The organism is Rhodococcus sp. NPDC003322 (assembly GCF_053589555.1).
Genome location: NZ_JBSFSC010000005.1, coordinates 404,209 through 426,257, shown reverse-complemented (window position 1 = coordinate 426,257; position 22,049 = coordinate 404,209). Strand labels below are relative to the sequence as shown.

Sequence of the window (22,049 nt, the reverse complement as noted above, 5' to 3'; positions counted from 1 at the left end):
CGGAAGAACCGAGACTGGAAGGGTTTGTTGGAGGTGGCCACGATGTTGATGCGCACTGATCCGTTCCGTGAGCTCGACCGCTGGACCCAGCAGGTGCTGGGAACGGTCGCCCGGCCGGCGGCGATGCCGATGGACGCCTGGCGCGAAGGTGACCAGTTCGTTGTCGAGTTCGACCTCCCGGGGGTGTCGGCCGATTCGCTGAACCTGGACGTCGAGCGGAATGTACTGACTGTGCATGCAGAGCGGCCCGTGCGTGACGCGGACGTCGAAATGGTGGCTTCCGAACGTCCTCGGGGGGTGTTCAGCCGCCAGTTGTTCCTCGGCGAGAACCTCGCCGCCGATCGGATTGAAGCCAAGTACGCCGACGGGGTTCTCAGGTTGACGATTCCGGTGGCAGAGAAGGCCAAGCCGCGAAAGATCGAAATCAACACCACCGCTGGTCAGGAAGCGATCACGGCCTGAGTCCGGCGCACTGCGAGCGCGCTTCAGGAGATGAGACAGATGATCACCACGGACCGCGTGTTCGACGCTCCCCCCGAGGCGGGCCAGGCGTCATGCCTTGTCGCCGACGAGGCATGGCTGGCCAGCGTAATTGACGACATCTTTGGCGAGATGCCCTTTTCGCGCACTCCGCCGGAAGGGCCGCCGTGCACGCTCACGGCGCGGCGGCCACCTTCACCTCGGCCGGTCCCGAGTGACACAGGACAGACGGGGGTGGGACAGGCCACGTCGGAGCGTCTACGTCAAGCCGGCAGGGGCGGTCCCCAACGCGCTCCCCCCGACCGCCGGCACCGCGTGCCGTAGCTCCCCCGTGCCATTGATCTAGGAGGTGATACAGCACCTGATTCAATACGGTGAGTCCCCTGCGGGGCCGCTCGCATCGATTTTCTTCGTAGCCGGCACAACGAGCCGAACACTTCCGGCTCTGCGCACTGCGCCCGTACGGCGTGACACCACGTTGCGAGCTGCCCCGCAGCCGTGACCGGCCCCCGCGGACGTCTCGCCGTGCGCACCCACATCCGCTGGCCAGGCCAAAACCTCTCGGCCCCGGAGCGTCGTCGTCGGGAGTGCGCGTGCACGCCTTGAGGCAGGCGACCCCCCGGCATCCGTGTGAGGGAGGTGGGGGCGTCGGGCCGTGAGGGAGACTGTCTGTCTGCAACGACCTGTCCAGTCTTGGCCCGGCCTGACTGGACAATTGGTCCGTTGCCGTGGCTGTCGCGGAGTGCTAGACCGGTAGTGGGTTTCGATTCGACCTTGACGCTGACGGCCCGGACCTCGCTGTCGGTCGACACTCCCCGCGGCCCACCCAATCCATTCGGCGGTTGAGCAAACAGCTGCGTTCGACCACGTTGGAGGTTCGCCGTGCGCGTTCATATTCATTGCTTGGCCCACCCGCTCGTCGAATCCGTCAACGGCGCCGGGCGTTGTCGTGTCCGTGGCCCGGGCCCGACCATTGCCTCAGTGGTCGGCGACGTTGACGCGCGGGTGATCGCCGACTTCGTCAAGGGCCTGGACAAGGCCCTCCGCGAAGCACGTCGCACCGTCATAGTCGACTTCTCGCACGCCGGCTTCGTGTCGATTGCGGGTGTGCAGGCCCTCGCTGAGGCTCAGCTCCACGCGGATCTCCGTGGCCTGGCGATGCTCCTCGTCCCCGACGAGAGTTCCCGGCGGGTGTTGCAGGTCGTCGACGCGGACCAGCACTTCCGCTGTTTCCCGAGCGTTCGTGCGGCCGTGGAGGCTCGACGTGCGGAGCTTTCCGCGCACGTCGATCTCGACTACGTGCTCGTCCGGTCGCGGCAGTAACCGAGCCAGATGAAGCCATCGGGCGTGCGGGGCTTCTCGAGGGTGCGCGCCCGATCCGAGGGGCCGCCGGAGCTGAGTGTGCGCTCCGGCGGCCTCGCTATCGACGAGCACCGGGGTTGAACGTGCGGACGGTGTCGCGTCGGCGATCAGAGCCGCTCCGCGCCACCGCGGGCCCGGTGCTCGGCTTCGGCCTCGACGAGTCGAACTCGGCTCTCGAGTTCGGCGGCGATCGGGGCCCGCCTCCACGCCGCCGCGGGCACCCGCCGCGCGAGCGACACCCACAGCGCCAGATTTCGCGGGTCGTGTGCGGTTTCGGCCAGTAGCTTCCGGACAAGCCGGGCGCAGTGTGTGACGGGCCTCCGCATGACGGCGGTGAGGATCCGGTTGCGTTCCTCGCGCCGCAGGCGCGCTCCGCGGTGCAGACGGATACGCATCGGCTTGCGATACACCACCAGGTCCGGCAGGTAGCACAGGTCCCATCCGTGCCGGGACAGGTCGATCGCGAGCAGGTCCTCCTCGCCGGCGAACTGTAGGAGCTTGTTGAACCCGCCCACCTCGAGGTAGGCGTCTCGACGCACCATCGCCGCGCATGCCGGGAAACCGAGCACCGACACGCCCGGCAGGTCCGGCCGGCGTCCCAGCGGACTGCACTCCAGGCCCTCCGAGACCGGATCGTCGCGCTCGTCCGGCATCGTCACCATGCGGGCCGCGAGGAGCCCGACGGTGGGGTGCGAGTCGAGGACGTGCTCGCCCCGTTCCAGTGCTCCTGGTTCCCACCACGAGTCGTCGTCGCAGAATGCGATGTAGGGCGTCGAGGCCAACTCGGCCCCGACGTTGCGGGCCGCGCACCCGAGGTCGCGGCTCAACGCGACGCGCTTGATCAGCGGGCTCCAGGCACCGTGTTCGTTGACGGCGTCGACGACTTCCACGGTTGCGTCGGTCGACGCGTTGTCGACGACGATGACCGGCGGCGAGGGTCGCAATCTGCGGAGTTCGGCAAGCGTGTGCTGGAGTTCCAGCGCACGGTTGCGGGTGGCGATGACGACTGTGGTCCTTCCGTGTAGTGAAGTCACCTGGGCGGCCATGGCGTGGTGGCTACCCGCGGCGCCCGCGCGGCAAACCCGGTGACGCCCCCATGAATCCGTCAGCGGGACGCCGCCGTCGCGCGCCGGTTGGCCTCCTCGATGGCGTCGAGAAGTTCGGCCTTGCGCATCCTCGCCGGCCGCGGATGTCGAGTCGGCGTGCGATGCCCATCAGGTGGTCCTTGCCGGCGTGGGCATCGACCCCGCCGCGGCTGCGCCCACGGGCGTTCGGGCCGCCGCTTTCCGCGCGCTCGTCGGACGGACCGCGGTGGCCCTTGCGTTCCCAGTGGTCGCCGACCTTCTCGTAGCTGTGCTTGAGCGCCGCGTAGGCGACGCGGTGGGCGCGCTGCTCGCTGCCGTACTGCTCCAGTGCCGCATCGTGCGCCTCGGCGAATGTCCGCTGCGCCTTGTCGTCGGACCGTCGCAGGGTGCTGGGCAACTCGCTCTGCTTCGGCGCTCCGCTCTTCGTCGTCTTCGGCATCCTGGCTCGTCCTTTCGTGTGCGCCGGTCTCACCGGAGACCGTCCGCAGGCGAGTTACCCGCAGCGGCCGGCCTCGAAACGGGGGGGGTGAACCCTGGCCTGTGTGGGCACTCGGGGAGAAACCGCGAACCGAGGAGATGACATGAGGGCCGTGACGTGGCAGGGCAAGCGGAAGGTCAGCGTCGAAACCGTGCCCGATCCCGCGATCGTCGAACCGACCGACGCGATCGTAGAGGTCACGACGACCGGTATCTGCGGGTCGGATCTGCACCTGTACGAGGTGCTCGGCGCGTTCATGACGGCCGGTGACGTGCTCGGGCACGAACCGATGGGGGTGGTGCGCGAGGTCGGTGGTGAGGTGACCGGCCTGCACGAAGGTGACCGTGTGGTGGTTCCGTTCCAGATCGCGTGCGGAGATTGCCACATGTGCCGGAGCGGGTTGCCCACGCAGTGCGAGACCACGCAGGTCCGTGAGCAGGGCTGCGGCGCCGCGCTGTTCGGTTACTCCGCGCTGTACGGCCAGGTTCCCGGCGGGCAGGCGCAGTACCTGCGGGTGCCGCACGCGCAGTACACCCACATCTCGGTTCCGGAGGGTCCGCCGGATTCCCGGTTCGTGTATCTGTCGGATGTCCTGCCCACCGCCTGGCAGGCCGTGGAGTACGCCGCGATCCCGGATGGCGGCTCGGTGGTGGTGCTGGGTCTCGGACCGATCGGTGACATGGCGGCGCGGGTGGCGGCGCACCGCGGGGCCCGCGTGATCGGCGTCGACCTCGTGCCCGAGCGTCTGGACCGGGCGCGGTCGCGCGGCATCGAGGTCGTCGACATCGACGACTCCCCGGACCCGGGAGACGCGATCCGTGATCTCACCGACGGGCGTGGGCCCGATTCGGTGATCGACGCAGTCGGGATGGAGGCGCACGGCTCCCCCGGTGTCCGGCTTCTCCAACAGGCAACCGCGGTCCTGCCGGACCGGGTGGCGCGGCCGTTGATGACGCACGCCGGGGTCGATCGCCTGCACGCGCTGTACACCGCGATCGACGTCGTTCGTCGCGGCGGCACGATCTCCCTCGTCGGCGTGTACGGGGGCGCACTGGATCCCCTGCCGATGTTCACGCTGTTCGACAAGCAGATACAGCTCCGGATGGGCCAGGCCAATGTGAAGCGATGGGCCGACGACATCCTGCCACTGCTGAGCGACGACGACCCGCTCGGCGTCGACTCGTTCGCCACCCACGAGCTGCCGCTCGACGACGCACCGCACGCCTACGACATCTTCCAGAACAAGCACGACGGCGCGGTCAAGATCCTGCTGAAGCCGTGAGTAGGCGGCATTCGGCGCACTCCGATCGGATTCGAGGAGATGGCAATGGTGCACAATTCCGGCCTGCGGGTCGTGGTTGTCGGAGCCACCGGCAACGTCGGGACGAGCGTGGTGGAGGCGCTCGGCCGGGCCGGCGAGGTCGGGTCGATCGTCGCGGTCGCCCGTCGGCAGACCGAGTGGCGGCCGCCGAAGACGACGCTGATGCAGGCGGATGTCGCGTCGGACGACCTCGACGAGGTGGTTCGCGGGGCCGACGTGGTGGTCCACCTCGCGTGGCTCTTCCAACCGACCCGCCGGACCGAAACGACGTGGAACAACAACGTGCTCGGTGCGATCCGGGTCTTCGAGGCGGTCGCCCGCCACGAGGTGCCCGCCCTCGTTCACGCGTCGTCGGTGGCGGCGTATTCGCCGGGTCCGTCCGACCATGCGGTCGACGAGCAGTGGCCCACACACGGCTGGCCGGGCGCCGCGTACCCGCGGGAGAAGGCGTACCTCGAGCGCTGGCTCGACACCTTCGAGGTGATCCACCCCGAGGTCCGAGTGGTCAGGATGCGGCCGTGTTTCCTGTTCAAGCGGGAATCGGCGACCTCTCAGCGGCGGCTGTCCCTCGGGCCCCTGGTGCCCGGCCGTGTGGCGACACCGAGACGGATCCCCGTCGTCCCCTCCATCGACGGGCTGCGTGTGCAGGTACTGCACACCGACGACGCTGCGGACGCGTACGCGCGGGCCGTGCTGCGCGAGGTTCGTGGCCCGTTCAACCTGGCGACCGATCCGCCGCTCGACGGGTCTGCGCTGGCGGAGATGATGGGCGCGCGGCGGGTGCCGACCGCGCGCGGAGCGGCGCGGACCGCGCTCGCCGCCGCCTGGCACCTGCACATGGTCCCCGCCTCACCGGGACTCTTCGACACCGCAGTGCGGATACCGCTGCTGGACTCGACCCGGGCGCGGACCGTACTGGGATGGGAGCCGTCGCACACGCCCGAGGCCACGCTCGAGGAGTTCCTCGGCGGATTGCACGACGGCGCGGGAATGCCGACGGCCCCGCTCGCCGAGGACAACGTTCGGCGTCGTCTGCACGAGGTCGCCGGTGGGGTCGGGCAGCGCGCGTGAGCACGCGGCGCCGATCGACTCGAGGCTTCGAGAGAGACGATCAGGAAGCTGGGGTCGTCTCCTCTGGATCGTCCGCGCCTTCGGCCTGGTTCGGTTGCCGGGGCGCCTTGCTGGTCATCATCTCCGGGTCCGAGTCCGGATCCAGCCGGGCATCGTACGGCTCGGTGGACGAGTTCGACGGCATGCGCTTCTCGCTCATGAGCCTCGGGGTGCCCCGGCCGTGGTGACGCGAAACCCGACCCGCGCCGACCCGGCCAGCCTGGTCTCGGTCAGTCGGTGAGCTTCCCGATCGCGGGTGCGAGCTCGGCGGCGAAGAAGTCGAAGAACCCGTCAGGGTCGGGGCCGGCGTTGGTCAGCACCAGATGGTCGAACCCGGCGTCGACGTACCGGCGCACGGCCGCCACATGCGCGTCGACGTCCGGCCCGCACCCGAAGGATGAGCGCATGTCGTCGACGGTGACGTAGCGGGAGGCGGATTCGAATCCCGAGGGGTTCGGCAGTTCGGCCTGTACGGGCCAGCCGAGCGCCCCGAACCGGAACATCTCGCGGGCGGATTCGGCGGCCGCCTCCTCGGACGGAGCCCAGGACAACGAGACCTCCGCGTAGCGCGGTCCCGCGCCGCCCGCCCCGGTGTAGTCGCGCACGAGGTCCTCGCTCGCCTCGGTCGCGAACAGTCCGTCGCCGTGCTCGGCGGCCAGCCGTGCCGCCGCGGCGCCGCCGGCCGCGATGACGACGGGCGGCGCCTCGGCCGGAAGGTCGAACACCCGCGCGTCCTCGAGTTGCAGGTGGGTGCCGCGGTACGAGTGGTACCCGCCGGACCACAGCAGGCGCATGATCTCGACCGCCTCCCGCAGCATCTCCTGCCGGATGTCGACCGGCGGCCAGCCCCTGGCGACGACGTGCTCGTTGAGCCGCTCCCCGGATCCGAGGCCGAGCACGAACCGCCCACCGGACAGCAGCGCGGTCGTCGCGGCCGCCTGCGCGATCACCGCGGGGTGATAGCGCAGGAACGGGCACGTGACCCCGGTCGCCAGCCCGAGGCGTTCGGTGCTGGCCGCGATCGCGGCCAGCACCGACCAGGCGAAGCCCGAGTGGCCGTGCGAATCCAGCCATGGATGGAAGTGATCGCTGATCTCGACGAAGTCGAAGCCGACCTCCTCGGCACGCTCGGCCTGGCGCAGCAGATCCGTCGGCGAATAGCCCTCCGCGAAGAGCTTGTATCCGATCTCCATTCCAGCCTCCTGAGGTCGCGGTCGGGCGTGCGGCTCGGTCTCTGCGGACTACCCCCGATCACGCCGGCTCACACGGCGCGATGCGCTCTGCCTGCACCTGTCGGCGGCCCCGCCCAACGGCGATTGAGCGCGGCCAGGCCCGGGTATGCCACCGCTCATGACCACTTCACGCGCTCTCGCAGTCTCGTGCACGCTCAAACCGAGCCCGGCGCCGTCGAGCACCGATCTGCTCGCGGGGCAGGTGATGTCCTGTCTCGCCGAGCACGGCCTGCACGGCGACGTGCTGCGGCCGGTCGACTACGACATTCGCCCAGGCGTCGAGGCGGACATGGGCGACGGCGACCAGTGGCCGCAACTGCGGGACCGGATCCTGGCCGCGGATATTCTGGTCTTCGCGACGCCCACCTGGTTGGGGCACCTGTCCAGCGTGGCCCAACGGGTGCTCGAACGCCTCGATGCAGAGCTGGGCAACACCGACGACGAGGGGCGCCCGGCGATGCTCGGCAAGGTCGGGATTGTCGCGGTGGTCGGCAACGAGGACGGCGCGCACAAGATCGTGGCGGACGTGTTCCAGTCGCTCGACGACATCGGGTTCACCATCCCCGCCCAGGGCTGCACCTACTGGAACGGCGAGGCGATGTCCGGTGTGGACTATCGGGATCTCGACGCGGTCCCGGAGGCCGTGGCCCGCACCACCGCGACCGCGGCACGCAACGCCGCCACGGTGAGCGCGCTGCTGCGCGATAACGGGTACCCGCCCTACCCGGACTGACCTGCGCGTCGGAATCTGTCGACACAGGATGCGCCCCCGGGTTGACGTGGTGCGACGCCGGGTACCCCAGAGGCATGGATCAGTCGCGCGCACCGATGCTGGAGGCGTTGGCGGACCATCACCGCCGCGGCCGATACGGATTCACCCCGCCCGGGCACCGGCAAGGCCGGGGCGCAGACCCCCGAGTGACCGAGGTACTCGGCGTGAAGCCGTTCCGATCAGATGTGCTCGCCGCGTCCGGTCTCGACGACCGGCGATCCAGCCACCGGTATCTGGCCGACGCGGAGGAGCTGATGGCCGATGCGGTCGGCGCCGAGCAGGCGTTCTTCTCCACGTGCGGCAGCTCGCTGTCGGTGAAGGCCGCGATGATGGCGGTCGCGGGTAACGACCCGGGCGGGTTGCTGCTCGGGAGGGACTCCCACAAGTCGGTGGTCGCGGGGCTGATCTTCAGCGGCGTGATGCCCCGATGGATCACTCCTCGCTGGGACGCCGACATGCATTTGTCCCACCCCCCGTCACCGGACCAGGTACGGGACGGGTGGGAGCGCCACCCGGATGCCGCGGGTGCGCTGGTGGTCAGCCCGAGCCCCTACGGCACGTGCGCGGACATCGCCGGGATCGCCGAAGTGTGCCACGAGCGGGGCAAACCGCTGATCATCGACGAGGCATGGGGAGCGCACTTTCCGTTCCACGACGACCTGCCCACCTGGGCGATGGACGCCGGTGCCGATGTCTGTGTGGTGAGCGTCCACAAGATGGGCGCCGGTTTCGAGCAGGGTTCGGTGCTGCACCGGCAGGGTGACCTCATCGACGGTGACCACCTCTCGGCCTGCGCGGACCTGCTCATGACGACGAGCCCGAATGTGATGATCTACTGCGCCCTCGACGGCTGGCGCCGCCAGATGGTCGAACGCGGCGGCCGGTTGTTGGGGTCGGCGCTGACGCTGGCCCGGCGGACACGCGACCGGATTGCCGGGATCGACGGAATGTCCGTGCTGGAGGACCGGCTGTGCGGCAAGGAGGCCTCGCATGATCTGGACCTGTTGCAGGTCCTGATCGACGTCACTGGCACAGGGGCGTCCGGCTACCAGTGCGCGGACTGGCTCCGCGACCACTGCGGTGTGGACGTGGGGCTGTCCGACCACCGGCGGATCCTGGCCACGATGTCGATGGCCGACGACGAGGGCACCGCCGATCGTCTGGTGCATGCACTGTCCGAGTTGAGTTCGGCCGCAGGGTCTTTTCCTTCGGCGCCGGCCGTGACCTGCCCTCTCCCGAGGAGCTGCAGCTGAACTCCGAGATGACGCCGGGTGAGGCGTTCTTCGGTCCGGCCGAGTCGGTGTCCGCCGACCGGGCAGTGGGCAGGGTCGCCGCCGAACAGCTCACGCCCTACCCGCCCGGTATCCCCGCCGTCGTGCCCGGCGAGCGGCTCGACCGCGCGGTGCTCGACTATCTGCGTAGCGGGCTTCGTGCCGGGATGGCAGTACCCGACGCGACGGATCCCGCCCTCGACACGGTGCGGGTGGTCAGCGCGTGAATGGCCCTCAGCAGTGGGTGGGCCTCAGCCGGGCAGGGTTTCGCCGCCGAGTGGCGCCAGCACCTCGCCCGAGTAGTACGACGACAGCTGGCCGGCTGCGAAGAAGACGTACGACGGTGCGATCTCGTCGGGTTGCGCAGCGCGCCCGTACGGCGCCTGTTTCCCGAAGTCGGCCACCTTCTCCCGGTCCATCGTCGCCGGGATAAGCGGCGTCCACACCGGGCCCGGGGCCACACAGTTGACCCGGATTCCCCGATCGAGGAGGGACTGCGCGAGAGCGTATGTCAGGGCTGTCACCGCTCCCTTCGTGGCGGAATAGTCGATCAGTGACTTGTTGCCCCGCAACCCGTTCACCGATCCGGTGTTGATCACCGCCGACCCCGGGGCGAGGTGGGGAACGGCCGCCTGGGTGACGTGGAAGAAGCTGTCGATGTTCACCGAGAAGGTGCGACGCCACTGCTCCTCGGACAGTTCCAGGAAGTCGTCCACCGGCGCCTGATAGGCCACGTTGTTGACCACGATGTCGAGGCCACCGAGTTCGGTGGCGGCGCGTTCGACAGTCTCGCGGCAGAGCCGCGGATCGGCCAGGTCGCCGCGGTAGGTGCGGCAGGCGTGGCCCTCCGCATGTACCAGTTCGGCGGTGTGGGCCGCGTCCCGGTCCTCCTCGAGATAGGCGATCGCAACATCGGCGCCCTCCTTCGCGAACGCCACCGCGACCGCACGGCCGATCCCGGAATCACCGCCGGTGACGAGGGCCTTCTTCCCCGCGAGCAGATTGCTGCCGCGGTAGGCGCGCATCTCGTCTCTGGGTTGCTCTGCCATCTCCGAGGTGTGGCCGGGGTAGTCGATCGTGTGGGGTGCGTGTTCGCTCATGTCCGTCGGGTACCTCGTGGAGGGCACCTCAAACGGGCAGCAAGCAACCCCGAGCAGAGGCGGACGGAGGCCGGCGAGGTCATCCGGTCAGCGCGAACCCGGCAAAGCACGGAATGCGGATCGTGGACACAACCCTGTGACCCGCTCCGCCGTATTCCGCGGCAGCCACCGAGCACTCTCACCCGCCGCTACTCGCTGTCGAGTCGGGGCAGGACGGTCTCCTGGACGATCAGCAGCACCGCGGCGGCGACCGGGATCGCGAGCAGCGCTCCCAGCATGCCGAGGAGGGCGCCGCCGACGAGCACCGCGACCACCGTCACCAGGGGCGGCACCCGGACACTGCGACCGATGATCTTCGGGACGAGGAGATAGTCCTCGAGCAGTCGCAGCACCAGGAAGAAGACCACGGTGGCGATCGCCACCGACAGGGAGACGGACAACGCGACCAGGGCGACGACGATCCCCGCGAGGGTCGAGCCGACGATCGGGATCAGGTCCAGGACGCCGACCAGGACGGCGAGGAGCAGGGCGTACGGCACGCCGAACGCGACGAGCCAGACGAAGGTGGCGGCGGCCGTGATGAGCGAGATGAGCAGATTGCCGAGGACGTAGGCGCCGACCTTGGCGAGGACCTCGTCGCCGATCAGGATGGTGCGGGGCCGGCGGGCGCTCGGGACGAGCCGGTACAGGGAGGCGCGCACACGCGGGAAGTCCGCCAGCAGGTAGGCGGTCAGGACCGTCACGATCACGCTGCCGCTCACCGCTCCGAACACCACACGTCCGGCCCCGACGAGCCCGCCGACCAGGCCGAACCCCGACTGGTCGAGCGCGTGCTCGAGTTGGTCCTGGATGTGAAGGCGGCTGCTGAGCCGGTCGATGACCGGGTATCTGCGCTCCAGGTCGTGCAGGTGGTCGGGGGCGCTCTGAACGAGGGCGCCGCCCTGGTTGATCAGCGGTGGTATCGCCAGGGCGAGGAACCCAGCGACCAGCCCCAGTGCCACCACGAACACCGTCGTCACGGCTGCCCATCGGGGAAACCCGCGACGCACGAGCCAGGACACCGCGGGCTCGAGACCGATCGCGAGGAACACGGCGAGCGCGATCAGCAGCAGCATCTGGCGTGTGGAGATGATCACCTCGACGCCGGCAAGGACGACCACCACGCCGGCCGCGGCGGCCATGCCGACCAGGAACGGCGACCGGCGGTTGAACGGCGGCCCCGGCACGCCCCGCGGATGCTCGCGCGAGCCGAGGCCGGCGGCGCGGGCCTCCGCCACGCGGATCGGTTCGCTCTCGGCGGGCGTGTGCGGCAGTCCCACGCCGGCGTCGTGCTGGTGCTCTCGGTCCGCCATGTCCTCTCCTGGAGTCCGCCCTCTCGTCGTCGTCCCGTCGTCCCGAAGTCGAGTTGTGCGGTCGACCGGTCCTACGCGGACGAGAACACGTCGAGAAGGCGATCGCAGAATGAGGGCAGGTCGGCGGGTTTGCGGCTGGAGATCAGGATGTTGGGTCCGTTGGTGCAGGTCACGACCTCGTCGTCGATCCAGTGTCCGCCGGCGTTGGTGATGTCCGTGCGCAGGCTCGGCCACGATGTCAGTGTCCGTCCCCGCAGCACGTCCGCCTCGACCAGCGTCCACGGTCCGTGGCAGATCACGGCGACCGGCCTGCCGGTGTCGACGATCCCGCGCACGAAGTCGACGGCCTCGGGATTCGTGCGCAACTGGTCCGGGTTCGCGACCCCTCCCGGAAGCACCAGAGCATCGAAATCGGTTGCGGACGTGTCGTTCACGGTCACGTCGACGTCGAAGCTGTCTCCTCGGTCCAGGTGATTGAAGGCCTGTGCCTTGCCCTGCTCGGTGGACACGAGGACGGCCTCGCCGCCCGCATCGACGACGGATTGCCATGGCTCGGTCAGTTCGACCTGCTCGACGCCTTCCATCGCAACGAGAAACGCAATCTTCTTGTCCTTCGGTGACGGTGCCATGAGGGTTCCTTCCGGTTGTCGTGGACGGGTCGCCGCTCGAGTGCGGCGGCGAGGACCTGTGCGCCGTGGACAGGTGCCGATCCGGGGTCGAGCTCGCGCAGCTGGGCGCGGCAGCTGAAACCGTCGGCGACGAGCAGAGTTCCGGGGTCGGCGGCGCGCACCGCGGGCAGCAACTTGTCCTCGGCACACGCGACGGAAATGTCGTAGTGGCCACGTTCGAAGCCGAAGTTCCCGGCCAACCCGCAACAACCGGCGTCGAGCACCTGCGCGCGAACGCCCACGTCCTCGAGTATCGCGCGGTCGGCGCTGGTGCCGAGCACCGCGTGTTGGTGGCAGTGCGGCTGGACCAGCGCGGCGCCCCCGCAGTGGGGCGGCTGCCAGTCGGGCGCCCTGTCCCGCAGCAGTTCTCCGAGCGTGACCGTCTGTTTCGCGAGCCGGCGCGCGTCCTCGTTGCCTGCCAGCAGGGCGGTCGCGTCGCTGCGGAACACCGCGGCGCAGCTCGGTTCGAGCACAACGACTGGTTCGCCGGTGCGCAGGGCGGGGCGCAGTGTCACCAGGGTACGGTGCAGGACGCGGGTGGCAGTGTCCAGCTGTCCGGTGGAGATCCAGGTCAGGCCGCAGCACGCGGTTCGCGGTGGGATCCGCACCTCGAACCCGGCCGCCTCCAGCACAACGACGGCGTCTCGGGCGATCTGCGGGTCGAAGTTGTCGGTGAAGGTGTCCGGCCACAGCAGCACCGGTCCGCGATCGGTGCGGTGACGCGGCGGTGGCCGGTGCCGGTACCAGTCGGTGAACCGCCGCGCCGCGAACCTCGGCAGCGTTCGGCGGCGGTCGACGCCGCCGACCGTCTTGATCGCCGCCGACAGCCCGGGAGCGCGGGCCACCGCGTTCACCGCACCGGGAGCGACCGCCGCCGCGCGCGCCCACAGCGGCAGCCATCCCATCGAGTAGTGCGACCGCGGACGGATCCGGCGGCGGTAGTGGTGGGCGAGGAATTCGGCCTTGTACGTTGCCATGTCGACGTTCACAGGGCAGTCGCTGAGACATCCCTTGCAGGCCAGGCACAGATCGAGTGCGTCGCCCACCTCCGTCGATCGCCACCCGTCCGTGATCACCTCGCCCTGCAGCATCTCGAACAGCAGCCGGGCACGGCCCCGGGTGGAGTGCTCCTCTTCCCCGGTGGCGCGGTAGCTCGGACACATCACTCCGGATTCGTGGCCGCGGCACTTGCCGACCCCCACGCAACGGGCCGCGGCACGGCTGAAGCGGTGGTGGTCGTCGGGGTAGGCGAAGTGGGTGGCCGGTTCTAGGGGCAGGTAGTTCGCGCCCTGCCTCAGGTTCTCGTCGAGCCGGTAGGGGTGCACGATCTTGCCCGGGTTCATCCGCTCCTGAGGGTCGAACACCGCCTTGAGCTCCTCGAACGCCCCGACGAGCCGGGCACCGAACATGATCGGCAGCAGTTCGGCCCGGGACTGACCGTCGCCGTGCTCGCCGGACAGGGAGCCGCCGTGACGGACGACGAGCCGGGCGCTGTCCAGTGCGAACGCCCGGTAGCGCGCGATGCCGGTGGCGGTGCGCAGGTCGAACGGAATGCGGGTGTGCACGCAGCCGTGCCCGAAATGCCCGTAGAGCGAGGCGGTTCCGTAGTCGTAGCGGTCGAGAAGGGCACGGAAGTCGCGGAGGTAGTCGCCGAGCCGGCGGGGCGGAACGGCCGCGTCCTCCCAGCCCTCGTGTGTCTCGGGCTCGTTCGGCGGATAGGCGGTCGCACCCAGGCCCGCCTCGCGGGCCGCCCACACCTGGTCCTCGTGGGCGGGATCGTCGAGGATCTCGGTGTGCGGCGTGACCTCCCGTTGCAGGTCGTCGATCATCGCCCGTGCCTTCCGGTCGGCGTCGTCCCTGTCGTCGCCGTTGAACTGCACCATCAACCATGCAGTGCCCGGTGGCAGTTCGCGCAGCGCCGCCTCCGCGAGCCGCTGGCTGTGTTCGAGCTGGACCAGGCGGTGGTCGATGCCCTCGAGCGCGGCCGGGTCGTGTGCGAGCACGGCGGGCACCGCGTCCGCGGCGGCGCAGATGTCGTCGAACCCGAGCAGCGCGAGGCTCCGCGCGTTCGGGACGCGCACCAGGTCGAGTTCGGCCCGCAGGACGGTCACGAGGGTGCTCTCCGAGCCGACGAGCAGCCGTCCGACGTGGAAGCCGTGCTCGGGGAGCAGGGAGTCGAGGTTGTAGCCGGACACGCGGCGTGGAATGTCGGGATAGGCGCGGCGGATGTCGTCCGCATACGTGTCGCGCAGCCGGCGCAGCCTGCGGTACGTCTCCGCTCGCGCCCCTCCTCCGGCGAGGATCCGGTTGTACTCCTCGTCGGACGTCTCCCCCACCCACATCCGCAGGCCGTCGTAGGTGAGGACCTCCAGTCGGCGCACGGAGTCGGCCGTCTTGCCGTAGGCCTGCGCGGTCGAGCCGCAGGAGTTGTTGCCCACCATGCCGCCGATCGTGCAACTGACATGGGTGGACGGTTTCGGGCCGAACATCCATCCGTCGCGCTCAAGCCGGTCGTTGAGCCGGTCGAGCGCGATCCCGGGCTGTACCACGGCGATTCCGCGGTCCGGGTCGACCGACTCGACCCGCGTGCAGTACTTGGTCCAGTCCAGCACCACCGCGGTGTTGCAGCACTGCCCGGCCAGGCTGGTGGCACCCCCGCGGGAAAGCACCGGAACGTCGTGCTCTCGACACACCGCGACGGCCGCCGCCGCGTCGTCGGGGGTCGTGGGCACGACCACGCCGATGGGGACCTGACGGTAATTGGACGCGTCGGTCGAATAGGCCGCCCGGCTGCCGGGATCGAACCGGACCTCTCCGCGAACCTGACCGCGGAGCGCCCTCTCCAGCGCCTGGTAGATGGTCGACATCGACGCGGTCCTCTCGTCGGAACGGGTGGCGGTCCACCGCGGAGGGGTTACCCGACGGTGTCGGTGTCAAACCGGTGGAATGCCGGGCCGTTTACCCGGACCTGGGCTCGGGTACCTCGCCAGGTGACCGGCGCACGTGCGGAGGAGGACGGTTCATGAGCAGCGTCAAGGTTTCCGACTACATCCTCGAACGTCTGCGGGACTGGGGCGTCGAGGTCACGTTCAGCTATCCGGGTGACGGGATCAACGGAATCCTCGCGGCGTGGGGCCGCGCGGACAACAAGCCCAAGTTCGTGCAGGCCCGGCACGAGGAGATGGCGGCCTTCGAAGCCGTCGGCTACGCCAAGTTCACCGGCAGACTCGGGGTCTGCTTCGCGACCTCGGGCCCGGGCGCCATCCACCTCCTCAACGGCCTCTACGACGCCAAACTCGACCACGTGCCGGTGCTCGCCGTCGTCGGTCAGACCAACCGCAGCGCCATGGGCGGCTCCTACCAGCAGGAGGTCGACCTGATGAGCCTGTACAAGGACGTCGCCAGCGAGTACCTGCAGATGGTCACCGTCCCGGAGCAGCTGCCGAACGTCCTCGACCGCGCGATCCGGGTCGCGGTCACGCAGCGGGCGCCGACCGCGGTCATCGTGCCGGCCGACGTGCAGGAACTCGACTACGAGCCGCCGGGACACGAGTTCAAGATGGTCCCGTCGAGCCTGGGCGTCGAACAGCCCACCGCCAGGCCGGACGACGACTCCCTGCGCCGCGCCGCGGACGTGCTGGGCAGCGGGTCGAAGGTCGCGATGCTCGTCGGGGTCGGGGCCCGTGACGCCGTCCCCGAGGTCACCGAGGTCGCGGACGTGCTCGGCGCGGGCGTCGCGAAGGCGTTGCTCGGCAAGGACGTCCTGCCCGACGACCTACCCTGGGTGACCGGTTCCATCGGCCTGCTCGGAACCCGCCCGAGCTACGAGATGATGGCCGACTGCGACACCCTGCTGACGGTCGGATCCAGCTTTCCGTACACACAGTTCATGCCGGACTACGACCAGGCCAGGGCCGTCCAGATCGACGTCGATCCGCGGATGATCGGTATGCGTTACCCCTACGAGGTGAACCTCGTCGGCGACGCCCGCGAAACCTTGCGGGCGCTGCTGCCACTGCTCCGCCGTCAGGAGGATCGCTCCTGGCGGGAGCACATCGAGTCGACCGTCGACCGCTGGTGGCAGACCATGCACGCGCAGGCAATGCTCGAGGCCGAACCGGTCAACCCCATGCGCCTGTTCGACGAGTTCTCCCAGCGGATGCCCGACAACGCGATCGTCACCGCCGATTCGGGATCGTCGGCGAACTGGTACGCCCGCAACATCACCATGCGCGGCGAGATGCGCGGGTCGCTCTCGGGCAACCTCGCCACCATGGGCCCGGGCGTCCCCTACGCGATCGGCGCGAAGTTCGGCCACCCCGACCGACCCGCCGTCGCGTTCGTCGGCGACGGCGCGATGCAGATGAACGGGCTCGCCGAACTGATCACCGTCAAACGGTACTGGCGTGAATGGGACGACCCGCGCCTGATCGTGGCCGTGCTGCACAACGACGACCTGAACCAGGTGACCTGGGAGATGCGGGCCATGAGCGGTGCGCCGAAATTCGTTGAGTCGCAGACTCTTCCGGATGTCGACTATGCCGGTTTCGCCGCGAGTCTCGGGCTGGACGGCATCACGGTCGAGGACGCCGACGCCGTCGGGGCGGCCTGCGATCAGGCACTGGCCGCGGACCGACCCTGTCTCCTCGACGTGCACTGCTCCCCGCACATGCCGCCGATCCCACCGCACGCCACCCTTGATCAGGCCAAGAAGACCGCCGCGGCCGTCCTGCAGGGCGACGAGGACGCGTGGGATCTCGTGAAGATCGGGGTGAAGGCGAAGGCGCAGGAGTTTCTGCCGCACGGGGGCGATTGAACGGCGGCGATCGAGCGCAGGGGTTGTCGCGGTCCGGTTCAGCGCTGGTCGATCTCGCCGCGGAACTGCGCGAGCATCTCCGCGAAGGGGACCGCGGGCCCCCGATCCCGCGACCGCCCGGTGGCCACGGTCTCGGCGAGGCGGACGGAGTTCGCGATCCGCTCCAGCTCCTGGTCGGTCAGCGCCTCGCGCAGCCGGTCGAACTCGCCGTCCTCCTCCCGTCGCGCATGCACCATCACGGCGGCCTTCAGGTCGGCGACGCCACGCGCGAATTCATCGGATCCGACGTTCATGTTCTCGAGTTCGGTGAGGATCTGCTCGGTCTTGTGTTCCTCCGCGAGGCGCTGGTCGATCATTGCGGCACCCGTGTCGAGGTCTCGTCTGGCTCGCGGGTGGACCACCGTCTGCTCCGCAACCTCGTGCACCGCCAGGATCCGACGCAGATCCGCGAACGGGCGATCGCGCGCGTCCGCGGGCGCGGTGAGCACGTCGTCGAACAGTGCCTCGATCCTTGCGTGCTGGTCGATCAGATACTGCATGACTTCGTCGGTGGAACGGATCGGTGTCGTCATGCTGGCGAACTACCCGGGCGGGAGTCACCCGAAACACGGCCATGGCGGGTTTCGGGGATCCGACAGCGGGTACTTCTGCCCCATGTCACGACCGGCCGCCGACACGACGACGGGTGATGTCGTCCGGAGCGTTCGCGCTCGCGCGTACACGGTCCCCACCGAGACCCCGGAGGCCGACGGCACGCTCGAATGGGACAGCACCACCATCGTGCTGGTGGAGGCGCGCGCAGCCGACGCCATCGGGATCGGCTGGACCTATGGCCCGGCCGCGTGCGCGATGTACGTCGAATCGAAACTCGCTGCACTGGTCCGGGGTGCGGACCCGATGGACGTCGGCGGCGTGTTCGACCGGATGATTCGGGCGGTACGCAACGACGGCCGCCCGGGCGCCGTCGGCTTCGCGATCTCGGCGGTGGACACCGCACTGTGGGACCTGAAGGCACGGATTCTCGGTGTGCCGCTGTGCGCCCTGCTCGGCCGGATTCACGACTCGGTTCCGGTGTACGGCAGCGGCGGTCTCGTCAACTACGACGAGACCCGGCTGCGCGACCAGCTCGCGGGCTGGGTCGACGGGCAGGCCATCCCCCGGGTGAAGATCAAGATCGGCCAGGACCGCGGCACCCGCACCGGGCGGGATCTGGCCCGGATCGCCCGGGCCCGCAAGGTCGTCGGGGATCGCGCCGAGCTGTACGTCGACGCCAACGGCGGTTACTCCCGCAAGCAGGCGATCCGCGTGGCGCACAGCGCGGGCGAGCACCGGATCAGCTGGTTCGAGGAACCCGTCAGTTCCGACGACCTGGCCGGGCTGCGGGAGGTCCGGAACGCGGTGCAGCCCGATGTCACGGCCGGCGAGTACGGCTGCGAACCGTTCTACTTCCAGCGGATGTGCGACGCGGAGGCGGTCGACTGCCTCCAGGTCGACGCATCGCGGTGCGGCGGAATCACGGAATGGACCCGGGTGGCCGCGATCGCGGCGGCGCACGGACTCGAGGTCTCGGCGCACTGTGCGCCGCACCTGCACGCGCACGTCGCCGCCGCGACTCCGAACATCCGACATCTGGAGTGGTTTCACGACCACGTTCGGATCGAGTCGATGTTCTTCGACGGCGTGCTCGACCCCACGGGCGGTAGCGTGACCCCGGATCCGAGTGCGCCCGGCACCGGGCTCACGTTGCGCACCAACGACATCGAAGGGTTTCGTGCGCTGTGACCTCACCGCCGCCGGATGAGTCCGGCGGCGAGGCCCGCACCGCCGATGACCGCGGCCGAGGCGGCGCCGACCACCCCCCGATGCTGGGTGGCCCACAGTTGCGGACACCGGGTGGTCGCCCGCGAATCGAAGATCCCCCGGGCCCCGTAGTCGTGGCCGTCCGGCCCGTCCGCCGGCTCCCACAGGTTGGCCGCCTGGTCCACCGGACGTGGATCGGAGGCCTGCTGCGCGTCGAATCCCGTTGCCGCCAAGTATCGGTCGAGCAGGCCTGGCGCAACCGCGTTCGCGATCAGCGTGGCCACGGTGCTCCCCCCGACCCAGTACTCGCGCCGTCGCGGGTGATCCGCGGCGAACACGACCGCACGGGCCGCGACGTCGGGTTGGTAGATCGGAGGCACCGGCTGTGCCTGGCGGGGCAATCGGGACAGCACCCAGGAGAACTGGGGGGTGTTGATCGCGGGCAGTTGGACCATCGTGGTTCGCACGGCGCTCCCCTCGTGCAGCAGCTCGCACCGCAGCGACTCGTTAAAGCCCTGGATGGCGTGTTTCGCGCCGCAGTAGGCGGACTGCAGGGGGATGCCCCGATAGGCCAGGGCCGAGCCGACCTGCACGATCGCGCCGCGGTTGCGGGGACGCATCCGGGCCAGCGCGGCCATCGTCGAGTACACGTACCCGAGATAGCTCACCTGTGTCACCCGGGTGAACTCCGCCGCCGTCGTGTGTTCGAAGGTGGCGAACACCGACGCGAACGCCGCGTTGACCCACACGTCGATCGGACCGAGTTCCGCCTCGATCCCGCTCGCGGCGGCGTCGACCTCGTCGGCGTCGGCCACGTCGGCGACGATGGGCAGCGCTGTTCCGCCGGCCGCCTTCACGTCGTCGGTTGCGCCGCGCAGACCCTCGGCGCCCCGGGCCAGCACGGCGACGGCGGCACCGCGGGCACCGAACGCCTCGGCGGTGGCGCGTCCGACGCCGCCGCTTGCGCCGGTGACCACGACCACCTGCGGGTCCGGATCGTGATGGCTGCCCCGACGAATCATCTCGTCTCACCTCCAGTGTCGAACCGCTGTCCACGGCTGGGCCAGGCGGGCCGACGCCTCGAGCATCAGTGCGTGGACGAACGCCTGCGGCAGGTTTCCGCGCAGCTGACGCTGCTGCACGTCGTACTCCTCGGTGAACAGCCCGGGTGGACCGCAGGCGGCCCGGTTCCTCTCGAACCACCGCATCGCCTCGCTCTCGTGTCCCTGCTGGTGTGCGGCGAGGGCCATCAGGAACCCGCACAGCAGAAACGCCCCCTCGGAGGAGGCCAGTGGTCGCTCGTCCTGCCGGAAGCGGTACACGTAGCCGTCGTGGGCCAGTTCGGCACGCACCGCGTCGTATGTCGCGACGCTCCGCGGGTCGTCCTCGGGTACCGCACCGCGAATCGCCGCGGCGAGCAGTGCGCAGTCGACGCGGGGGTCGTCGTTCGCGCGTTGCCAGCGCCCGGACGGGTGAGTGCAGGTTGCGGCGGTGTCCGCGACGAGCGCGTCGGCCAGTGCGGTCCACCGGGCGGCGTCGGTACGCGAGGCGATCCCCGCCACGCCGCGCAGACCCGCGGCGCAGGTCAGCCTCGAGTGGGCCCACCTGGCGTCGTGCAGCTCCCAGATCCCGGCGTCGGGCTCGGCCCATCGCCTTTCGATGGCGGCGACGGCCTGCTCGACGGCGTGCCAGTGGTCGGTGTCGAGTCGTTCGAGTCGGCCGGCCGCCCCGAAGAGGAGAAGCGCCTCACCGAAGGTGTCGAGCTGGAACTGGTCGGTGATCCAGTTCCCGGTGCGCGCCCCGCCGCCGGGATAGCCCGGCAGACCGAGATCGGATTCGTCGGGGACCCGGCCGCCGTCGACTGTGTACGCCGGCTCGAGTCCGGGGCCGTCCGCCAGCAGGCGTTCGCCGACGAACCGCACCGCGTCGTCGAGGATGCCGTGGGCGCCGGTCACCGCGACCGCCTGCCCGGCGAAGCACTGGTCGCGGATCCAGGCGTAGCGGTAGTCGTAGTTGCGTCCCTGTTCCGCGCGTTCCGGCAGCGACATGGTCGCCGCAGCCACCATCGCGCCTGTGGTGCTGGTCAGCCCGCGGAGGACGGCGTGGGCGTGCCGTGCGTCGTCGGGGGCGATCGACTCCGAGACGGGCGGCACGGCCTGAGCCCAGGTGTGTTCGGTTGTCTCCCACAGCTCGTCGGCGGTCGGTCTCTCGCCGAGGGGCCGGTCGGCCAGTTCGAGAACGAAGTCGTGATGCCGGCCCTCTGGGACGGTGAGCTCCCCGTCGAGTGGGCCCGAATCGCGCCGCGTCGTCCACTCCGCGCCGGACCACCGCATCCGCAGGTCGCCGGCCCGGGCCGTCCATCGTCCGTGCCGGCACTCGAGCCGGGCCATGCGGTGGTGGCCGAAGCGGGCGCGGCAGTCCAGGACCACCCGGACCCGGGCATCGCCCTGGACGGCCAGCACCCGGCGGAGCAGAACTGCGCGATGCCGGTCCCCCGGGTAGGCCAGCGCGTCGCGGCACTCGACGATTCCCACGTCCGTCACCCAGCGGCTCCGCCAGATCAGGGACCCGGGCTCGTAGTAGCCGCCCCACACCGACCGCGCCGCCGGGGTGATCGCATATCCCCCCGCGCCGCCGATCAGTGCCGCGAAGACGGACTCGGAATCCCATTGCGGGGCACACATCCACGCGCACTCGCCCTCCGCCCCGACCAGGACGCCCCTCTCGCCGTCGGCCAGCAGGGCATACTCGCGCAGGACCCGCGGAGCGAACAGCGCATGCCCCAGGTCGACCGCAATCGCGCCGCCTCCGCGCGAGTTCTCGTCGTGGCCCGCCATGTCATTCATCCGATCGGTGCGGTCGGAACACGTGGCCGACGCCGGCCGGGTCGGCTGCTAATGGTTCCGCCGGTTCACGGCTACGACCGCGACGATTCCCAGGATCAGGACCACGGCACCGGCGAGACCGCTGATCCACGCCCAGCCCTCGTATCCGTAGCCGGCGGCGAGCACACACAGCGCGATCAGGACGACACCGCCCATCACACCTCCGTATCCCGGCCACCCTCGTACATCGCGCACCGCCTCACCGGCGTGTTCGCGGGCGGTGTTCGATCCTTCGATGTGTTCGTCGGTCACGAGGTCCCTTCCTTCCGTTGGCCTTACGCCACCGGCATACCCCGAAACAGCGATCACGAATCTCC

General features: G+C 69.8%; 18 protein-coding genes and 2 pseudogenes. 8 read left to right on the top strand and 12 right to left on the bottom strand.

The genetic code is table 11. The features are described 5' to 3' along the window. The first annotated feature begins 42 nt into the window (after positions 1 to 42). Both ACWDUM_RS21295 and ACWDUM_RS21290 read left to right on the top strand, forming a co-directional pair. Entirely contained in the window at positions 43 to 462 is a 420-nt protein-coding gene (locus tag ACWDUM_RS21295) for an Hsp20/alpha crystallin family protein (RefSeq protein ID WP_450135488.1), read from the top strand. A gap of 900 nt (positions 463 to 1,362) precedes the next feature. Further along, positions 1,363 to 1,803: an STAS domain-containing protein gene (locus ACWDUM_RS21290; RefSeq protein ID WP_450135487.1), complete on the top strand. Its 441-nt coding sequence runs from the start codon at positions 1,363 to 1,365 to the stop codon at positions 1,801 to 1,803. Between the two features lie 146 nt (positions 1,804 to 1,949). Here the strand turns inward: ACWDUM_RS21290 and ACWDUM_RS21285 are convergent, their stop codons facing one another. Then, positions 1,950 to 2,888 carry a glycosyltransferase family 2 protein gene (locus ACWDUM_RS21285; protein ID WP_450135486.1) on the bottom strand — a complete coding sequence of 313 codons (939 nt, stop codon included), beginning with the start codon at positions 2,886 to 2,888 and terminating at the stop codon, positions 1,950 to 1,952. A gap of 59 nt (positions 2,889 to 2,947) precedes the next feature. Then, positions 2,948 to 3,366 (bottom strand): annotated as a pseudogene (locus ACWDUM_RS21280) (ChaB family protein). 142 nt (positions 3,367 to 3,508) lie between these two features. Here ACWDUM_RS21280 and ACWDUM_RS21275 point away from each other — a divergent pair. Together ACWDUM_RS21275 and ACWDUM_RS21270 are read left to right on the top strand one after the other, a co-directional pair. Then, positions 3,509 to 4,687: a zinc-dependent alcohol dehydrogenase gene (locus ACWDUM_RS21275; RefSeq protein ID WP_450135485.1), complete on the top strand. Its 1,179-nt coding sequence runs from the start codon at positions 3,509 to 3,511 to the stop codon at positions 4,685 to 4,687. 45 nt (positions 4,688 to 4,732) lie between these two features. Continuing rightward, positions 4,733 to 5,797 (top strand): NAD-dependent epimerase/dehydratase family protein, encoded by a 1,065-nt coding sequence (locus tag ACWDUM_RS21270; protein ID WP_450135484.1) that lies wholly within the window; start codon positions 4,733 to 4,735, stop codon positions 5,795 to 5,797. Between the two features lie 40 nt (positions 5,798 to 5,837). Here ACWDUM_RS21270 and ACWDUM_RS21265 read toward each other — a convergent pair whose 3' ends face one another. Further along, positions 5,838 to 5,996 (bottom strand): hypothetical protein, encoded by a 159-nt coding sequence (locus ACWDUM_RS21265; protein WP_450135483.1) that lies wholly within the window; start codon positions 5,994 to 5,996, stop codon positions 5,838 to 5,840. Positions 5,997 to 6,066: 70 nt separating this feature from the next. Then, positions 6,067 to 7,029 (bottom strand): TIGR03557 family F420-dependent LLM class oxidoreductase, encoded by a 963-nt coding sequence (locus tag ACWDUM_RS21260; protein ID WP_450135482.1) that lies wholly within the window; start codon positions 7,027 to 7,029, stop codon positions 6,067 to 6,069. Between the two features lie 157 nt (positions 7,030 to 7,186). Between ACWDUM_RS21260 and ACWDUM_RS21255 the strand changes: the two genes are divergently transcribed. Beyond that, positions 7,187 to 7,801, top strand: a complete 615-nt coding sequence (locus ACWDUM_RS21255; protein WP_450135481.1) for a flavodoxin family protein — start codon at positions 7,187 to 7,189, stop codon at positions 7,799 to 7,801. A gap of 74 nt (positions 7,802 to 7,875) precedes the next feature. Next, a pseudogene (locus ACWDUM_RS21250) lies at positions 7,876 to 9,338 on the top strand (aminotransferase class I/II-fold pyridoxal phosphate-dependent enzyme). 24 nt (positions 9,339 to 9,362) lie between these two features. Here the strand turns inward: ACWDUM_RS21250 and ACWDUM_RS21245 are convergent. The 4 genes from ACWDUM_RS21245 to ACWDUM_RS21230 form a co-directional block, all read right to left on the bottom strand. Then, a complete protein-coding gene (locus tag ACWDUM_RS21245) occupies positions 9,363 to 10,211 on the bottom strand; it encodes an SDR family oxidoreductase (protein WP_450135480.1) in 849 nt (282 codons plus the stop codon). A 188-nt stretch (positions 10,212 to 10,399) separates the two neighbouring features. Beyond that, positions 10,400 to 11,563, bottom strand: coding sequence for an AI-2E family transporter (locus ACWDUM_RS21240; RefSeq protein WP_450135479.1), 1,164 nt, complete (start codon positions 11,561 to 11,563; stop codon positions 10,400 to 10,402). Between the two features lie 71 nt (positions 11,564 to 11,634). After that, positions 11,635 to 12,192, bottom strand: a complete 558-nt coding sequence (locus tag ACWDUM_RS21235; RefSeq protein WP_450135478.1) for a type 1 glutamine amidotransferase domain-containing protein — start codon at positions 12,190 to 12,192, stop codon at positions 11,635 to 11,637. Further along, on the bottom strand, positions 12,120 to 15,098 hold the full coding sequence (locus tag ACWDUM_RS21230) for an FAD-binding and (Fe-S)-binding domain-containing protein (RefSeq protein ID WP_450135477.1): 2,979 nt from the start codon (positions 15,096 to 15,098) through the stop codon (positions 12,120 to 12,122). The genes ACWDUM_RS21235 and ACWDUM_RS21230 overlap by 73 nt, the downstream gene beginning before the upstream one ends. A 155-nt stretch (positions 15,099 to 15,253) precedes the next feature. On the opposite strand from ACWDUM_RS21230, the gene ACWDUM_RS21225 reads away from it, so the two are divergent. Further along, on the top strand, positions 15,254 to 17,047 hold the full coding sequence (locus ACWDUM_RS21225; protein ID WP_450135476.1) for a thiamine pyrophosphate-requiring protein: 1,794 nt from the start codon (positions 15,254 to 15,256) through the stop codon (positions 17,045 to 17,047). Positions 17,048 to 17,085: 38 nt separating this feature from the next. Here the strand turns inward: ACWDUM_RS21225 and ACWDUM_RS21220 are convergent, their stop codons facing one another. After that, entirely contained in the window at positions 17,086 to 17,619 is a 534-nt protein-coding gene (locus ACWDUM_RS21220; protein ID WP_450135475.1) for a hemerythrin domain-containing protein, read from the bottom strand. An 82-nt stretch (positions 17,620 to 17,701) separates the two neighbouring features. On the opposite strand from ACWDUM_RS21220, the gene ACWDUM_RS21215 reads away from it, so the two are divergent. Then, the gene (locus ACWDUM_RS21215; RefSeq protein WP_450135474.1) at positions 17,702 to 18,829 is read left to right on the top strand and encodes an enolase C-terminal domain-like protein; all 1,128 of its coding nucleotides are present in this window, start codon (positions 17,702 to 17,704) and stop codon (positions 18,827 to 18,829) included. Positions 18,830 to 18,831: 2 nt separating this feature from the next. Here ACWDUM_RS21215 and ACWDUM_RS21210 read toward each other — a convergent pair whose 3' ends face one another. Genes ACWDUM_RS21210 through ACWDUM_RS21200 form a run of 3 tightly spaced genes read right to left on the bottom strand, consistent with a single transcriptional unit; the run spans position 18,832 to position 21,984 of the window. Next, entirely contained in the window at positions 18,832 to 19,869 is a 1,038-nt protein-coding gene (locus ACWDUM_RS21210; protein ID WP_450135473.1) for an SDR family oxidoreductase, read from the bottom strand. Positions 19,870 to 19,875: 6 nt separating this feature from the next. Continuing rightward, on the bottom strand, positions 19,876 to 21,684 hold the full coding sequence (locus tag ACWDUM_RS21205) for a glycoside hydrolase family 15 protein (RefSeq protein WP_450135472.1): 1,809 nt from the start codon (positions 21,682 to 21,684) through the stop codon (positions 19,876 to 19,878). A 57-nt stretch (positions 21,685 to 21,741) separates the two neighbouring features. After that, a complete protein-coding gene (locus tag ACWDUM_RS21200) occupies positions 21,742 to 21,984 on the bottom strand; it encodes a hypothetical protein (RefSeq protein ID WP_450135471.1) in 243 nt (80 codons plus the stop codon). Between the last annotated feature and the right edge of the window lie 65 nt (positions 21,985 to 22,049).

Coding starts and splice junctions, on each gene's coding strand:
- ACWDUM_RS21295 (WP_450135488.1), top strand. CDS start 43: ATGTTGATGCGCACTGATCCGTTCCGTGAGCTCGACCGCTGGACCCAG.
- ACWDUM_RS21285 (WP_450135486.1), bottom strand. CDS start 2,888: ATGGCCGCCCAGGTGACTTCACTACACGGAAGGACCACAGTCGTCATC.
- ACWDUM_RS21275 (WP_450135485.1), top strand. CDS start 3,509: ATGAGGGCCGTGACGTGGCAGGGCAAGCGGAAGGTCAGCGTCGAAACC.
- ACWDUM_RS21270 (WP_450135484.1), top strand. CDS start 4,733: ATGGTGCACAATTCCGGCCTGCGGGTCGTGGTTGTCGGAGCCACCGGC.
- ACWDUM_RS21265 (WP_450135483.1), bottom strand. CDS start 5,996: ATGAGCGAGAAGCGCATGCCGTCGAACTCGTCCACCGAGCCGTACGAT.
- ACWDUM_RS21260 (WP_450135482.1), bottom strand. CDS start 7,029: ATGGAGATCGGATACAAGCTCTTCGCGGAGGGCTATTCGCCGACGGAT.
- ACWDUM_RS21255 (WP_450135481.1), top strand. CDS start 7,187: ATGACCACTTCACGCGCTCTCGCAGTCTCGTGCACGCTCAAACCGAGC.
- ACWDUM_RS21245 (WP_450135480.1), bottom strand. CDS start 10,211: ATGAGCGAACACGCACCCCACACGATCGACTACCCCGGCCACACCTCG.
- ACWDUM_RS21240 (WP_450135479.1), bottom strand. CDS start 11,563: ATGGCGGACCGAGAGCACCAGCACGACGCCGGCGTGGGACTGCCGCAC.
- ACWDUM_RS21235 (WP_450135478.1), bottom strand. CDS start 12,192: ATGGCACCGTCACCGAAGGACAAGAAGATTGCGTTTCTCGTTGCGATG.
- ACWDUM_RS21230 (WP_450135477.1), bottom strand. CDS start 15,098: ATGTCGACCATCTACCAGGCGCTGGAGAGGGCGCTCCGCGGTCAGGTT.
- ACWDUM_RS21225 (WP_450135476.1), top strand. CDS start 15,254: ATGAGCAGCGTCAAGGTTTCCGACTACATCCTCGAACGTCTGCGGGAC.
- ACWDUM_RS21220 (WP_450135475.1), bottom strand. CDS start 17,619: ATGACGACACCGATCCGTTCCACCGACGAAGTCATGCAGTATCTGATC.
- ACWDUM_RS21215 (WP_450135474.1), top strand. CDS start 17,702: ATGTCACGACCGGCCGCCGACACGACGACGGGTGATGTCGTCCGGAGC.
- ACWDUM_RS21210 (WP_450135473.1), bottom strand. CDS start 19,869: ATGATTCGTCGGGGCAGCCATCACGATCCGGACCCGCAGGTGGTCGTG.
- ACWDUM_RS21205 (WP_450135472.1), bottom strand. CDS start 21,684: ATGGCGGGCCACGACGAGAACTCGCGCGGAGGCGGCGCGATTGCGGTC.